This window comes from Aquibium sp. ELW1220 (assembly GCF_030398385.1).
Lineage (GTDB): Bacteria > Pseudomonadota > Alphaproteobacteria > Rhizobiales > Rhizobiaceae > Aquibium.
This window is the reverse complement of sequence record NZ_JAOAOQ010000002.1, coordinates 219,393-233,401: the sequence shown is the minus strand read 5'-3', so window position 1 is coordinate 233,401 and position 14,009 is coordinate 219,393. Positions and strand designations below refer to the sequence as shown.

Below are 14,009 nucleotides of genomic sequence, written 5' to 3'. Positions count from 1 at the left end.
TCATCGGATCAGCGCGCGCCCTGTCCCGTCGCCATCACCCGGATCGTGCGGAGGATGATCACGAGATCGAGCCATGGGGAGAAGTTCTTGATGTAGTAGAAATCATAGTGCAGTTTCTCGAGCACGTCGCCCACTTCCGTCACATGGCCCTGGTTGACCTGCGCCCAGCCGGTGATCCCCGGCCGCACGATGTGCCGGTAGCGGTAGAACGGCAGTTCCGCCTCGTACCATCGGGACAGCGCGATCGCTTCGGGTCGCGGGCCGATCCAGCTCATCTCGCCCCGCAGGATGTTCAGCGCCTGCGGCAGTTCGTCGAGACGACAATTGCGCAGGAACCGACCGACGCGCGTGACGCGACCATCCCCCGGCCGCGTCATGGCCCGCTCGCGATCGTCGTCGGAGGCCGGCTCGACCGTCATCGAGCGAAACTTGTAGACGGTGAAGATCGCGCCCCGATAACCCACCCGCTGCTGGCGAAAAAGGACCGGGCCGGTGGAATCAAGCCGGATTGCCGCCGCGATGACCAGGAACAGGGGCGAAAGCCCGACCAGCACCACCAGCGCGGCGGCGCGATCGGCTGCCTCCTTGAAACTCAGATAGAACTGGTTGGGGTTGAGCGACCCGAGCGTGTTTTCCGACAGATGCTCGATCGCCGCGCGACCGGTGAGCGATTCCGTGACCTGCTTGACGTGGTAGACCGGGATCCCGGCCAAAGCCGCATCGGCGATGTAGCGCTCCCAGGCCTCTGACAGGTCGGCCGTCAGGTCGGCCACGATGCCGTTGACCCCGACCGCCGGCTGATCGGGCGAGGCGAGGTGATGCCATTCGACGTTGTGAATGCGCTCGATGCCGGTCACGTTTCCACCAGGCACGACCGCGAGGCGGTAGCGGACCACCCGACGCACGGCGATGCTCCAGCCGAAGTACCAGAGCGTCGAAAGGATGAAGCTGCCGCCGGCCTGAAAGCGGCTGTAGTCGATGCGAAAGAAGAAGATGACCGCAAACACCAGGCCGTAGGTGAGCGCGAAGGTCGGCAGGATGAAGCCCGCCGCCGCGACGCCGGGAAAACTCCCGATCCGCCGGAAGGCGAGAAAGCCCAGCACATGCGCGACTATGGCAGCGAGCACGGTATTCTGGGTCGTGGCTGCGCCAAGCACCCACGTGCCGTCCAGGCTCCTCAACACGACCGGTAGAGCAACGGCAAATAGCAACCCGCCGAGAAGCTGGTAGCGGATTCGAAGGATCCGGTGCCTGGCGGTCACGACAACCGGTCCGGCCGTTGGAATAGAGATCAACCCGACTACTCCTGTCCGCGTGCGATCGGCGCCCCTCGTCCAACTCGGGAAGCCCGCCACATCCATTGCACTGCGTTCAACAACCAGAGTTTCATTTGAACACCAGGTATGGTGCCTGTTTTCGACGCTTGCTCAGCATTCTGACGAGAACAGCTACCGCACTCCCAGGCGACCGAAGCAGGAGCAAGCGCAACTGTGGATAGCAGAAAACAGCAAAGTTCGCAATCGCCTTGGGGACTGCTCACATGGCTGGCTTCAGGTCATCTAGGGCACGGTCCTGAAGTAGGTTATCGATACAGGTGCCTGCCGCATGCTGCAATGCCGTAATTACCCACCCCCCTGTTTCTCGGACTTGGATTTCAGGTGGCGATTGCGTTGAGGATGGTCTGGAACGGGCGGACGCCGGTTCGTAGGCGAGCGGTGTCCACAACGGTTCGCACGTCAGCCTCGCCATTTGCGGCCCACATGGCGCGATAGCCGTTTGTGACCTTGCGCTGGATGACGGCAGGCCGGAGGGCTCGTTCGCAGGCGTTGTTGGTCGGCTCCACCAGTCCTGGATATGCAGCGAAGACCAGCAGTTGATCGCGAGCACGCCGGAACTTCATCTGAAGCTCGCGAGCAAGATCGCAAGCAGTCGGCGCGGCGAGAATGTCGGCAAGACTTCGCTCCAGGGCCCGACGCTTCGCGGTAATGGTCGAGGCGGCGAAGGTCTCGATCCCGTCGGCCAAGGCAAAGGCCCGCTTCAGCCAGAGGCGAAGCCGAGATGGCAGCATGTCCTCGCTCGCCTCGTCGACAAAGGCGACATCCCGGGCGAGATGGGCAAGGCAGGTCTGATGCGCCACGCCATGCCCCTGTTGCGCCGAATAGCGGTCGGAACACCAGACCTGCGGCCGGTGGCCATCCATCAGCTCACGCACCACGACGGCGCCGCGCGTCGAAGCGGCGCGATGGACGACCGCCTCGCGCGAACGGAACACCCATTGAAAGGCGTTGCAGCCCTCGATCCGCACGCCGGTTTCGTCGGAGGCTACGACCTCCGCCCGGCGCAGGACGGCGATGGCCGCGTCGCGTTCGGGCGCGAAGGCCGTCTGTGAACGGCGAAGCATGTTCATCAGACCGCCCTGGCTGATCGTCAGTCCGAAGAGATCGGCGAAGGCGCCTTGCAGGCGTTCGTAAGACAAGGCCTGGAAGGTCTTCAGATAGGTTGCCACCGCATGCGTGCGCGGCCCGAAGGGAGTGCCGTTCGCCACTGCTGGCACCGGAGCAATGACCAGCGTCCCACAGGACGGGCATCGCACCGAAAGCCGCCGGTGCCGCTCGATGTCGGGACGGATCTCGGGCAGATCGATCGTCTCGTGCTCGCTCACGGTTTCGGCAGGAAGATCGCTCGACAGGCTGGCCCGACAGCAAGGGCATTGGTCGGGATGGTGATCGACGACGCGATCGAAATCCTCGCTCAGGGCACGGCTGTGGCCTTTGTGTCCCGGCTTGGCGCCGCCGGGTTTCGCCTTGTCACGCCGCTCCTTGCGATCCGTGGAGGGCGGCTTCGACGACGTCCTCGACGTCTTCTCCGGCCGCTGCAAACGAAGCACCAGGTCGATCAGTTCGTCCTTCGAAAGCCGCTGCAAATCACCACGATCCATGCCCGCATGGATTCAGGCTTTCGGCCCGGTGGCAAGGGGGTGTGTAATTACGCAATGCCGGTGAGGTTTTTATACGTTCCGAGATTCGCCTTGCGTTCCTCCTGGATGATTCTCGAAGTCTTTGAGGCTCACTGTCGAGGACGATTGAGGAACTACCGAACCAGGTGCGCGAAACTCGCGTATGAATGACCTTCGCTCCCCCATTCGCCCCGAGCGCACCTTCACCGCTATGCGGTTGCGCCTGCAGAAAATCTCTGAAGTCGTGAACAGGGGGAGGTGCCATGCTTCGGCGGCCAACGTGCGTCCGACCATCCCCCGCCTGTCTTTGACTGTCGCGTTTCACCCACCCCGTAACCACCAGGCACCGATGCCGACGGCGGCGGTGACGGCGATCCAGAACAGCCTGTCGACGAGACCGAATGTCACGCCGCGCCGGTCGCTGGTCTTTTCGAGATCGGTGAGCCGCGTGGAAATGCCGTTCATGCGCGCGTCGCTGGCGTCGAGACGCTTGAAGAGGGTGCTGGTGCGCTCCTCGACGCGCACCAGCACAATGAGGGCCTCCGCCATCTTGTCGAGCTTGGTCTCGATCCGGTCGAGGCGTGCTTCATCGGTGTCTGCCATCAGCCCTGCTCCAGCTTCTTGCGCAGCCCGATCAGGCCAAGCCCGAGCACGATCAGCGTGGCGGGCGTCGGCGCAGCGCCGGCACCGTTCAGCATCGAGATGATCTCACCGACCTGCCCGAGCGCGGTGGCATCCGGTGCAATGATCTGGCCGGCACCTGTGGCGACCGATGCGGCGCCGGCCCACCAGGTCAGGGACCGGGGAAGGACGTATTTCAGGATGGATTGCAGCACGGTCAGCCTCCTGTGATCCAGTTCCAGAGTTGCGACAGCGCCATGAGGATGGCGCCGATGATTGCCACGGCGAGGATGCCGATCCGGTGAGCCTTGGACGTAGGCGGGATGGGTGCTGGCACCTCGCCGATGGTGGTTGCGTCCTCGACCACGGCCTTCGCGATGGCCCGCTCGGCTGCGTCGAGGATCGCGTCGTGTCTTACGTCAGTGACGCGCCGCTCCCAGCCCCTGCCGAAGGTCGGCCAGGTCTTCAGCGTCTTCAGCCACGCTAACCGCGCATCGCAGAGTCTTCCGATCAATTCGGTCGGATCGGCCTTCCTGACCGCCGCCAGCGTTGCTGGGCCGATGCGACCATCCTGAGCGGCGCCCACGACGCGCTGCAAAAACCTTGCGGCGCGGGATGGCCCGGAGTTCACCGCGAGATCGAAGACGGCGTAGTCAACGCCGTCTGGAAGCTCGGCGCCATGAACCGCGGTCCAGTAGTGCTTGCGGTAGACGGTGGCGACCTGGTCGGCAGTGATGGCGCGCAGGTCCGCCTTGGTGCCCTTCGGCTTCACGTATCGGCGGAAGGTGGCAATGGTGACGCCCTTGTTGGTGGCGCCGCCGGGATCCTTCGGATGATCGACATAGCCACCCTCATGTTTGAGGACGCGCGAAAGCGCCCGCTGGAAGTTGCTGTCCACGGGGTGCCTCGTTCAGTTGGTCAGGATTGTATGGTTCGGCTGGAACACCAGTCGGTCAGGATGCCCTGCAAAAAGCCCGCCGGGCTCACCTTTCGGCCAGCCGCTACCGCTCTGCTGGCTGGATCGGTTCCGACACGGGCGTGCTATATTTCAGCAGCCACGAAGCACTTCCCCCAGTGCAGAGTGGTCAGGTCGGTGCGAGCAATCCCGCGCTCGCACCGACCGCCTTCGCCCGGGCGTTGGCGTTCGGTTACGCCCAGTGATGATCATCGGCGGAGTCGACCGGGATCGGGTCCATCGCCTCGATAGCATCGGAGCGTATTCGCATGGCCGCAATCTGGTCCCAGATCGCCTTGCCGGCATCCCAGGCCGCGAGTTCATCGGCCGTCCAGTTGGCGCGGCGCTTCTCGGCCAGGATCGCCGCCTGTGCCGTCAAGTTGCGCTGCTTCCATTCCGGACAGATGGTCAGGATGCGGCGCATGGCCTCGGCCTTGACCGCCTCGATCTGCTCGGCACGCATTTGCTCTGCGGTCGGTGCGGGCGGGACTGGCACCACGTACGCCACCAGCGCGTAGCCGTCGTCGCTCTGCCAGCCGGCATAGGCCGGCGACACCTTGCGGCCGTCGGGCAGGTCGAGCCAACTGCCAGAGCGAACGCGGCGGATGTCTGCGCCGTTGTGCTTCAAGACAAGATCGGACATCGGTCTTCCTTTGTATCAGTGCTGGGGGATGGCGATGCAGCGCAATGAGCGTTTCTATGGCGAAGGTGCTGTGCCACCGGCGTAAGCAACAGAAATGTAATGCACTCGCATATTCCCGCCGACCGGCGTGTTAAAGAAAAACACACCTGCCCTGCCAGCGGCAGTAGGCCAAGCCGATGTAGCGGGCGTGTTTGTCGTAAAAGTCCCGGGCTCGCTCCCGCCGTATGCCCAAATTTTGCGTCGCAGCTGACGCGTTGCCTGGATGCGCAAACGCACCCAATAACGCGAACCCACGCTCCAGCTGAAAGAAGCTTGGCCGCCTTCTTGAGATGACGCGTTTGAATATCGTCCCTGGCTATCCGCAGAGCTATTCCTGCCTATTCCAGCAGAAATGACCTGAAAGATACTAGAGCATTTCATAGCTGCTGCAGCTTGTAGAACAAAACCAGACTGAGAGATTTTCGTGCCGTTAAATTCAATTAACGCCAAAACCTCCTGATCGTCGGTTGAGACTGCATCACTTAGCAGCCATTGATACGCCATGTACGACATTGCGGCGTTGGCGTCTTCAAGTTGCAAACATTTGCTGGAGATAATGCCGGAATTTACAATCGACAATGAAGCATGATCATCGCTCCTGAACGTAGACCAATCATCCGCATTCTGATGGTTCCCGAAGTCGGTTGAATACGCCACGCCCGGATTATTGATGATCAGCAAGGGCGAACTTGCGTGTGGGACGTGCGGCATTGGGAATGTCATTGCAGAGCGACCACCTGCGCGTGCGAAAAGCCGTTGAGCCTGGTGATGAAGACCAGGAAGTCGTCGCCATTGACCGTGGTGAAGGCATCACCGCTGGTTTTGGAAAAGCCGGTCAGCGTGATCGCGCCGGCCGAGGCGTTGTTGGTGTACTGGACGACCATGGTGTAGTCGCCGGCCGCCGTCGGCGCGGCGAGGCTGTGCGCGCCGCCATTGATGGCGCGGCGGAAATTGCCACTGAGCGGCGTCGGCGTGTAGGTGCCGCTCGATTTCGTGCCGTCGTCGACCGCTGTGGCGGTGAAGCCGCCGGTCAGGGCGCTGCCGGACATCGCGACATAGAGCGTGTCGAAGTACGCCTTGAGCGTCACCTTGATATTCGCCCAGGACAGCTTCTTCAGGACGTTAGAAGCTGCACTGTCGATCAGGCCCACCGTGTCGGCATCGACCGGGGTGGTCTTCGCCGTGGCCGCGTGGATGGCAGCCCCGGTCGCGTCGGCGCCGGTCGACACGTCGTCGAGCTTGGTCTTGTCAGCCGCCGACAGGAAGCCTGCGACAGATGTCGTGGCAACGGCATGAAGGGTGCCGCCTGCGCGCGTGCCGTGCCTGGTGTCGTCGGAGCCAGTGATCTCGACGATGGCGTCCACGCCATCGTTCTTCTTCATGTAGAGCTTGCCGTCGTATGTGTTGGCGGCAAGCTCGCCCAGTTCAAGATCGCCGACGACCGGCGCCTTGGCGGCCACGGACGAGCGTTTCAGCTTGATGCCCATTTGGGCTCCCCTTCAGTTGCCATGGTGCCGGGAGGTGAAACGTCGGCGCGTCAGAACGTGCCGCCGTCGAGTGTCACGCCGTTGATCGTGCCGCCCGTGATGGCGACAGCGCTGGCGGCCTGCGTTGCCATGGTGCCGAGCCCGAGCGTGGTGCGGCCCGCGGCGGCATCCGCGTCGTCAACGAGCGAGCGGCCAAAGGCGGTGAAGGTCGCGAGCGCGAAGGTGTCGGCGCCGGTCGAGTAGGGCAGACGGTCCGCAACCGTTGCGAGGCCAGCGAGCGCGGTAAGCGTGGCATCGAGTGGCTGCGCGTCGGTGATGCCGTAACCGGAGAGCGTCGTCGGATTGGAACCAGCGGTGACGCGCCCATAGGTGTCGACGGTCACGGACCGATAGGTGCCGGCGCTCACAGCCGTGGTGGCGAGATCGATGCTGTCGGCATTGATCACGATCCGGCCCGTCGATGCTGTCCCGACATCGATGGTGTTGCCGGTCCTGGTGAGACCGGCACCAGCTGTCACCTGCCCAGCGCCGCTGAACTGGACGAACGTCACCGATGTGGTGCCGAGCGTTCCGCCGGCATCCACGGTGCAGAGGAAGCCCATGTCGGCGTTGACGGTGCCCTGCTCGACGAACAGGTAGGCCGACACAAGCTCGTCCCAGATGTCCATGTCGGTCGCCCGCGACCATGCGCTGGCTGCCACGACATAGACGCCGTTGGCGCTGGCCGTGCTCTGGTCCTTGACCAGCACCCGGTCGCCAGCAACGAGCGCCACCCCGTCGATGGTCATGGCGCCGGAGAGCGATGTAATGTTGGCGGTCGATGCCGCCTTGACCGACTGCTTCGGGTCGAGGCCCTGGACCGCCAGATCGACGTAGTTCTTGGTCGCGGCATCCTGTGCGGACGTCGGATCGGCCAGGCCGGTGATCTTGCGGGCGTTGAACGCGACGTCGGCCGTCGGCTGCGCGAGCTGGTCGATGCGGGTGGCGCGAACGAAGGCGGTGGTGGCGATCTGGGTGGTGTTGGTGCCATTGGCCGGCGTCGGCGCTGCCGGAGTTCCGGTGAACGTCGGCGATGCAAGAGGCGCGCGCGAGGTATCGGTTGGATGGACATGATCGGCCCGCGCGAACTTGAGCGAACCGCCGATGGCAACCGCCCCGTTCATCACCGGGTTCGATGCGGATGCCTGGCCAACGACGAAGGCGGTGGTGGCCACCTGCGTGGTGTTCGTGTCGGCGGCAGGGGTGGGTGCTGCCGGCGTGCCGGTGAAAATGGGCGACGCAAGCGGTGCCTTGGCGTCGAGCGCGGCCTGCAATCCCGTCACGTCGGAGACGGCATGGGAATGGGCAGCCGGGGCAAAGGCTGTGGTGTTCGAGGTCGCCGCGGTGCCAAGACCAAGCGTGGTGCGGGCAGCAGCCGCATCCGCGTCGTCGAGAAGCGACAGGCCGAAACCGGTGGCCTGACTGTCGTCGAGCTTGTTGTCGAGCGCCGTCTGCAACCCGGTGACATCGGAGATGCCGTGCGTATGCGACGATGCCGCCTTGCCGTCGAGCGCGGTCTGGAGACCGGTCACATCCGAGATCGCGTGGCTGTGCGACGTGTTGGCCTTGGCGGCGAGCCCCGAGTCGAACTGCGACTTGCGCACCAGGTCCGTCGCGCCGGATGCGTCTTGCGACGACTTCGGCACGATCGAGAAGGTCTTGGCGCCGCCAATGGTCTGCGTGCTCGAAAGATCGGCGAACGAGCCGGCGCCGGCTACGGCCGCGATCGATGTGGCATTGCCGGAGCCGTCGTCGCCCTTGCCGATGTAGAGCGTGTTGTCGACCTCGTTGTGCGCGAGTTCCGCCGACTTCAGAGACGCTGGAGCGCCGGCATTGCCAGAGACGCGCCGCTTGATGCGGATGACGTTTGTCATTGGTGACGCCTTTTCGGTTCAGAAGTTGCCGCCGTCGATCGCAAACCCGGCTTCGAGACTGCCGGGCGGGCCTGGCGCGCCCGGTGTGCCTGGCAGTCCTGGCGGTCCGGGTGCACCGAGCACGCGAACGGACATCGGCGCGGCCAGCACGCGAGCCTTGACCGGCTCGCTTGATGACACGCGAACCCGGATCGGACCGGCGTTGTTTCCAATCTCGATCCTATCCGTCATGGCAGCCCTCGCGTGACAGGTCGGATGACCGGGATCTCGAGGGTGAAGTTCAGGTGCTGGTGCGGTTGCAGATCGGTGCGCACGACGTCGAGGACGACGCTGCCGGCCAGGAGACCAGCGCTCGCCTCCGGCGCGATGACGATCTCCATCACCATGTCCGACCTGCGCACGAGGCCGCCATTCCCGGTGGTCAGCGTCGCGATGACCGTCGTGTCGCTGACCTTGGCTCGAAGCTGTGCTGCGAGCGTGCAGCCGTCGGGAAATGCCGGACTGTTCGCCTCGACCTGCAAACGGTATTCATAGCCGGCGACGATCGCCGGGCCGTCGCTGACGTCGACAGTCATGGTTTCGACCCTCACAGTCGCGCCAACTTCATACGGGCGGTGATCGACGCATCAGCCCGCGGCGGGAATAGGCACCAGAACGGACGCGATTTCCGGACATCGTGGCGGCAGGCGTCGCCCGGCCTCGCGCGTTTTTTACGGAAAATTAACCTTGTGGGACGAACCGTCGTGGTGTGACGGCGATGGCGAACCAAACCGCCCGTAGCCGTGCAACCAGGCAGGATGACCCATGCCATGACCGAGCCATGCCCGTCCCCTGTCCCATCCCGTCAAGTTGCAGTTTCCCGACCTGTTCGGCGCCTTGGCAGGGACGACAATGTAGTTTCGATCGAGCCCTATCTGGACAGGAACCGGACCAGGGATCGTGACGAGGACGGGCTTTTCGAGCCGGTTCATCTCGAACAGGCCTACAGAGGACTGGACACAGTCCGTTTCTGGCGCGCCGAGATCAGCGCAGACCTGTTTGGCTGCTTCATCGTCGAGATCCTGTCGGGATCGAAAGGCGGCAAGGCCCGGGTAGCGATTCGATCCTTTGCCGACTTTGACGAGGCCGCCATGGAGGTCGGACGCCTGTGCCACGAGGCAATGGCGAGAGGCTTCAGACCGCTGCATTGATCGGATCGATGACAGCGTCGGCGTGGGCACCCTCTCGGCATCGACAGGCATCGGTACTCCCGCCGTTCAGTCGATCTCAGGCTGCTTCAACGACAGCTGCGAGACGAAACCGCCGCCGCGGCTGAACGTGTGGGTCACGCTGTCGATCCGGTACGCGCCGTCGATGCCGGGCCTTGCGCCAACGATGATGCAGAGCCCGTCGGGGATGGCCTCGGTGTTACCTTCGATGGTAACCGATCCGCCGCCCTTGTCGCGCCGGGTGGTCGCCTTATCGGAGCCGTTCTGCTGGTTGGCCTCATGCTCATCGGCGCGCGGCAGGCGGTCGGCATAGGTGGCGTCGACGTCGAGGCCGGTCGCTGTCTCAACGGCCTTCCATTCCGCCTTCGAAGTGTCGTACCAGCGGGTGCGGATCGCCGAGAAACGGGTGCGCCCCAGCTGCGGGGCAAGGTCCCATGCGTGCAGGTTGATGCCCCAGGTCGCGGTGACGGCAGCCGTGTAGCTGCTGTCGCGTTTCGACAGGATGGCTTGGCTGCCCTGGATCCGGAAATTGCCGCCGATCTCGCGGGCGAGCCGCTCTCCAATGTGAACGAAGCTCTCGTCGCGCATGTCGACATAGGCGCGCCTGATCGAGGCAAGGTCGGGATCGACCTCGACCGATGTGATGCCCGCCGCCTTCCCCGCGTCCGTGAGTACGTCCTTGATCGTCTTGTTGTCGAAGTGCCGCTGCTGGCCCTGCTTGGGCGGCGCAGTGGTATCGACGCCCTTGGCGGTGATGGTGAGCATGCGCCCTGCCCCGCGGCTGCCCGACGACTTCACCTCATCGACCGTGCCCTCGAAGACGACACGCACACCGGCTCCGGCCCAGCCGAGTGCGATGCTCACCGGCGCACCAATCTGGGGCAGGATGATGCGGCCATTGCTGTCGTCGATCGACAGCGTGGCGGTGTCGGCATGGGTGCCGACCTTGTCGGAGACCGAGAGGCTGGTCAGCACCGGCATCAGCGTCGACGTGATGTTGGTCCCCGCCACGGTGACCGAGACGATGGCGCGCTTCGACATCGATTTTGCTCCTCACCAGAGCCGGATCGGATCGAGCACCTGGTGGTCCTGGGTAACCGGCACCGGCATCTGGAACACCGTGCCGAGCGGCAGGATCGGCCCGAGATCGGCGAGACCCGGATTGGCATCGAGGAACGCCTCGACGAGTGCGGGCATCGGCCGTTTGAAGCGGCGCCAGACGATCAGCGACACGGTGAGCGCATCGCCTTCGACAGTGACGGTCTGCGTCATCGTGGTCATGCGAGTGCCGCCGACAGGATCGAGAAATAGGCGCCCGACGATGGCGCCTGGCACCGTTGAACGCTGATCGTCACGTCGACGACGCGCCCGATGCCCCTGGCATCCAGATAGGACCATTTCTCGGAGACCTGGGTGATCACCACCCAGCCCATCAGCGAGCCATCGCCGCGCATCATGTATTGCGGCAGGCCGGACGCGCGGGCCTGGGCGAGCCGTTCCAGATCGCCCAGGCCGCCAAATTTTTGCGGGAACAGCTTTGCATCGATCGTCCAGCTTTCGGGGCCAGCACCGATGAACTCCAACGGCGGCATGGTGCCGATGACCGGCTTCTCGGCAAAGCCGGCCTCATGGGCGTGTCCGAAGCCGATGGCATTCAGCGGCGCGATCTCGAAGCGCACAGGACCGATCATCATCAGCATCACGCAAACCTCATGCCCGCATCGGCGTAGACGCCGCGAAACATCTCCTGCACCTCGTCGTGAAGCGTGCGACGGACCTGCGCCTCGATGATGCCGGCGTCGGCAGCGCTCATGGCGTTGAAGGTAAAGCTCGGCGCCACCGTTATGGACGGGCCCGACGTCCCGCTGCCTGTCGGATTGACGTAGCCGGAGCGCGACGCGGTGATCAGCTCCGGCCCTTTCTCGCCGACCGTGTAGGTCGAACCACGCGAGACCGGGCCTCCGCGCGCGCGCGCGTTGCGCGATCTGCGAGGAGGTGTAGCGGACTTTGCCGCTGCAGCCGGATCGGAAAATGATCCCAGGATGCCTTTGAACGGCGCAGTGAGCGCCGCCACCTTTTCATTGACCCAGGCGATCAGCCTGTCGAAGACCGCCTTCATGCCATCCCATAGAGCCTGGATGGCGTCCGCGCCGGCCTGGTAGAGGCCGGTGGCCAGGCTGCCGAACCCGCTCAGGATGCGGTTGGTCATGTCGGCAGTGCTTTGCGAGATGCGCGCCTTGTCTTCGTCGGTCAGAACCTCCTGGCTGAAAATGCCGGAGAATAGGGCGCCGACTGCATCGACCACGCCACCAAGTGCGGTGCCTAGCAGGCCGAAGGCATCGCTTGCAGCGGTGAGCACCGGCTCCATGAAGCCGAGCTTCTCGCCCAGCCAATCGAAGACCGGCCGTAGCTGTTCACCGATCGCGGATGCGACGCCGCTGATGATGGCCGAGATGCGATCCCAGTATTTCCACGCAGCGCCAACCGCCAGAACGGCAGCCGCGATCGCCAGCCAGATCGGTGCGGAGATGGCACCGATCGCGCCGACGATGCCTGTGATCACGGCGGTGATGCCGGACATACCGGGGATCGCCAACATCATGCCGCGCAGGCCAGCCACAAAACTCTGCCAGCCGGTCATGTTGATCCCCTGCATGGCCGCCAGCGCGGATTGGAGCCGGATCATCTCCGATGCGCCGCCCTTCAGACGCAGCAGGCTGGCGCCGACCGTGTTGATCGAGAACGAGAGCGCGGAGAGCACGCCGCCCCGCGCGGTCAGCGCGAGGAACTGCCCGGCATTGACCGCCGCCTTCAGCGCAATGAAGCCTGCGGTGATGCCCAACAGGGCCGCGGTGACTCTCGGATGCCTGTCGACCAGATCGCCAAGCGTCTGGACCAGCGGCAGCAGTGCCGTGTTGATCTTGCCGATGGCGTCGAGAAGAGACGTGCCGACCCCGGTCTTCAGGTTCTGCATCGCCACTTCGAAGGACTTGGCCTGCTCCGCGCTCGTGTCCATCATGCGCGCGAAGTCGGCGTCGATGACGCCGCCCGCGCCCCCGGCCTTTTCGCGCAGCGCGACATAGTCTTCCATGCCGTTCAGGAGCGGGATCAGGCCTTTCTGCACCTGCGCGTCGTTGAACAGCGTGCCGAGCTTCGACAGGTCGCCGTCGATGAATTGGTTGACGGACTTGAGTGCGGCTTCGAGCGGGCTTGCGCCATTGGCGACGGCATCCTTCAGCACCTTGTTGATGTCGATGCCGGCCTTGGCGAACTTCGCCGCCGCATCGTTTGCGTTGATCTTCTGCAACACGTTCATGAAGTTGGTGGCAGCCTCGGAGCTGTCACCGGCGCCACGGCGCACGATCTGCAATGCGGCTGCGATATCCGCCAGGCCGCCCATTCCCGACATGCCCTTGGCCGAAGCAAGGGCAGTGATCGATGGCAGATACTGCGACATGTCGCGCAACTCGAAGCCGCCGTCCTTGCCGGCCTGCGCCATCACGTCCATCGCATGGCCAAGATCCTCGGCTGCGACGCCGAGGTTCGTCATGGCGGCAAAGCCGGCCTTCGACAGATCGAGAATGTCGGCCTTGGTCGCGGTGGCGGCCTTGCCGATGGCGGGCATCGCCTTCGTCGAACGCTCGACGTCGAGGCCCATGCCGACCAGGAAGTCCTGTGCTTTCACAATGTCGGCGGCGAACTGGTTGACGTCTGCACCGGTCTGGCGAGCCGCCGCCCCGATGCTGTCCAGCTGCCCTGCCGACAGATCGCCCTTGGCGCCAAGCTCCGCCAGCGTGCTCTCGAACGCCTTGGCGCTTTCGATCGGCGCGGAAATGGCGGCACGCAGCGCGTAGAAGGTGCCGATGCTTTCGGCCATGCGGCCGCGCGAGCTTTCAAGTGCGCGATTGTTGCGGGTGATCGCAGCGTCGACACGCTCCGACAGCGAAAGCTGCTGCGCGTTTGTCTCGCGGATGGTCCGCGAGATGCCGGACAGATTGCTGCCTATCCTCCTGGCTGCGTCCGAAACATTGTCGACCAGCGAGACGATCAGCTGTGACGTCAGGCTCGCCATGATCGTTCATCTCCACCTGTCCAGCTTTCGGTCCAAATGCTTCCGGCCGGCACGGTCCTGGAGATCATCAACGCCTGGCACCGCTGAGGCGGCGGGCCTCTTCGTGCCAGAGCAG

The 14,009-nt window shown here is 64.2% G+C and carries 15 protein-coding genes; 1 reads left to right on the top strand and 14 read right to left on the bottom strand.

Annotated elements, in window-relative coordinates:
* Positions 1-8: 8 nt before the first annotated feature.
* From N1F91_RS03115 to N1F91_RS03070, 10 genes are all read right to left on the bottom strand, one after another.
* Positions 9-1,127: a sugar transferase gene (locus tag N1F91_RS03115; RefSeq protein WP_289990239.1), complete on the bottom strand. Its 1,119-nt coding sequence runs from the start codon at positions 1,125-1,127 to the stop codon at positions 9-11.
* Positions 1,128-1,654: 527 nt separating this feature from the next.
* Positions 1,655-2,938 carry an IS66 family transposase gene (locus tag N1F91_RS03110; protein WP_289990237.1) on the bottom strand — a complete coding sequence of 428 codons (1,284 nt, stop codon included), beginning with the start codon at positions 2,936-2,938 and terminating at the stop codon, positions 1,655-1,657.
* A gap of 339 nt (positions 2,939-3,277) precedes the next feature.
* Positions 3,278-3,559, bottom strand: a complete 282-nt coding sequence (locus tag N1F91_RS03105; protein ID WP_289990236.1) for a hypothetical protein — start codon at positions 3,557-3,559, stop codon at positions 3,278-3,280.
* Positions 3,559-3,792, bottom strand: a complete 234-nt coding sequence (locus tag N1F91_RS03100; RefSeq protein WP_289990234.1) for a hypothetical protein — start codon at positions 3,790-3,792, stop codon at positions 3,559-3,561. Before N1F91_RS03100 ends, N1F91_RS03105 begins: the two co-directional genes overlap by 1 nt.
* 2 nt (positions 3,793-3,794) lie before the next feature.
* Positions 3,795-4,475, bottom strand: coding sequence for a glycoside hydrolase family 108 protein (locus N1F91_RS03095; RefSeq protein WP_289990231.1), 681 nt, complete (start codon positions 4,473-4,475; stop codon positions 3,795-3,797).
* A gap of 250 nt (positions 4,476-4,725) precedes the next feature.
* On the bottom strand, positions 4,726-5,175 hold the full coding sequence (locus tag N1F91_RS03090) for a hypothetical protein (RefSeq protein WP_289990230.1): 450 nt from the start codon (positions 5,173-5,175) through the stop codon (positions 4,726-4,728).
* 54 nt (positions 5,176-5,229) lie between these two features.
* On the bottom strand, positions 5,230-5,895 hold the full coding sequence (locus tag N1F91_RS03085; RefSeq protein ID WP_289990228.1) for a hypothetical protein: 666 nt from the start codon (positions 5,893-5,895) through the stop codon (positions 5,230-5,232).
* A gap of 38 nt (positions 5,896-5,933) precedes the next feature.
* Positions 5,934-6,701: a hypothetical protein gene (locus N1F91_RS03080; protein WP_289990227.1), complete on the bottom strand. Its 768-nt coding sequence runs from the start codon at positions 6,699-6,701 to the stop codon at positions 5,934-5,936.
* A gap of 50 nt (positions 6,702-6,751) precedes the next feature.
* Positions 6,752-8,614, bottom strand: a complete 1,863-nt coding sequence (locus N1F91_RS03075) for a hypothetical protein (protein ID WP_289990224.1) — start codon at positions 8,612-8,614, stop codon at positions 6,752-6,754.
* A 227-nt stretch (positions 8,615-8,841) separates the two neighbouring features.
* On the bottom strand, positions 8,842-9,189 hold the full coding sequence (locus N1F91_RS03070; protein WP_289990223.1) for a hypothetical protein: 348 nt from the start codon (positions 9,187-9,189) through the stop codon (positions 8,842-8,844).
* A 234-nt stretch (positions 9,190-9,423) separates the two neighbouring features.
* On the opposite strand from N1F91_RS03070, the gene N1F91_RS03065 reads away from it, so the two are divergent.
* Positions 9,424-9,804: a WGR domain-containing protein gene (locus N1F91_RS03065; protein ID WP_289990221.1), complete on the top strand. Its 381-nt coding sequence runs from the start codon at positions 9,424-9,426 to the stop codon at positions 9,802-9,804.
* Between the two features lie 66 nt (positions 9,805-9,870).
* On the opposite strand, the gene N1F91_RS03060 is transcribed toward N1F91_RS03065, so the two are convergent.
* The 4 genes from N1F91_RS03060 to N1F91_RS03045 are packed head-to-tail and all read right to left on the bottom strand — an operon-like array spanning position 9,871 to position 13,894.
* The gene (locus tag N1F91_RS03060; protein WP_289990219.1) at positions 9,871-10,863 is read right to left on the bottom strand and encodes a contractile injection system protein, VgrG/Pvc8 family; all 993 of its coding nucleotides are present in this window, start codon (positions 10,861-10,863) and stop codon (positions 9,871-9,873) included.
* A 12-nt stretch (positions 10,864-10,875) separates the two neighbouring features.
* Complete coding sequence (locus tag N1F91_RS03055) at positions 10,876-11,103, bottom strand: tail protein X (protein WP_289990218.1); 228 nt, start codon at positions 11,101-11,103, stop codon at positions 10,876-10,878.
* Positions 11,100-11,522, bottom strand: a complete 423-nt coding sequence (locus N1F91_RS03050) for a phage tail protein (protein WP_289990216.1) — start codon at positions 11,520-11,522, stop codon at positions 11,100-11,102. The genes N1F91_RS03055 and N1F91_RS03050 overlap by 4 nt, the downstream gene beginning before the upstream one ends.
* Entirely contained in the window at positions 11,522-13,894 is a 2,373-nt protein-coding gene (locus N1F91_RS03045; RefSeq protein ID WP_289990214.1) for a phage tail tape measure protein, read from the bottom strand. The genes N1F91_RS03050 and N1F91_RS03045 overlap by 1 nt, the downstream gene beginning before the upstream one ends.
* Positions 13,895-14,009: the final 115 nt, after the last annotated feature.

What these genes read in the sequence shown, in the direction of transcription:
- N1F91_RS03050 (WP_289990216.1), bottom strand. Translation starts at nt 11,522, where the DNA reads ATGCTGATGATGATCGGTCCTGTGCGCTTCGAGATCGCGCCGCTGAAT.
- N1F91_RS03090 (WP_289990230.1), bottom strand. Translation starts at nt 5,175, where the DNA reads ATGTCCGATCTTGTCTTGAAGCACAACGGCGCAGACATCCGCCGCGTT.
- N1F91_RS03075 (WP_289990224.1), bottom strand. Translation starts at nt 8,614, where the DNA reads ATGACAAACGTCATCCGCATCAAGCGGCGCGTCTCTGGCAATGCCGGC.
- N1F91_RS03065 (WP_289990221.1), top strand. Translation starts at nt 9,424, where the DNA reads ATGACCGAGCCATGCCCGTCCCCTGTCCCATCCCGTCAAGTTGCAGTT.
- N1F91_RS03110 (WP_289990237.1), bottom strand. Translation starts at nt 2,938, where the DNA reads ATGGATCGTGGTGATTTGCAGCGGCTTTCGAAGGACGAACTGATCGAC.
- N1F91_RS03055 (WP_289990218.1), bottom strand. Translation starts at nt 11,103, where the DNA reads ATGACCACGATGACGCAGACCGTCACTGTCGAAGGCGATGCGCTCACC.
- N1F91_RS03105 (WP_289990236.1), bottom strand. Translation starts at nt 3,559, where the DNA reads ATGGCAGACACCGATGAAGCACGCCTCGACCGGATCGAGACCAAGCTC.
- N1F91_RS03060 (WP_289990219.1), bottom strand. Translation starts at nt 10,863, where the DNA reads ATGTCGAAGCGCGCCATCGTCTCGGTCACCGTGGCGGGGACCAACATC.
- N1F91_RS03045 (WP_289990214.1), bottom strand. Translation starts at nt 13,894, where the DNA reads ATGGCGAGCCTGACGTCACAGCTGATCGTCTCGCTGGTCGACAATGTT.
- N1F91_RS03070 (WP_289990223.1), bottom strand. Translation starts at nt 9,189, where the DNA reads ATGACTGTCGACGTCAGCGACGGCCCGGCGATCGTCGCCGGCTATGAA.
- N1F91_RS03080 (WP_289990227.1), bottom strand. Translation starts at nt 6,701, where the DNA reads ATGGGCATCAAGCTGAAACGCTCGTCCGTGGCCGCCAAGGCGCCGGTC.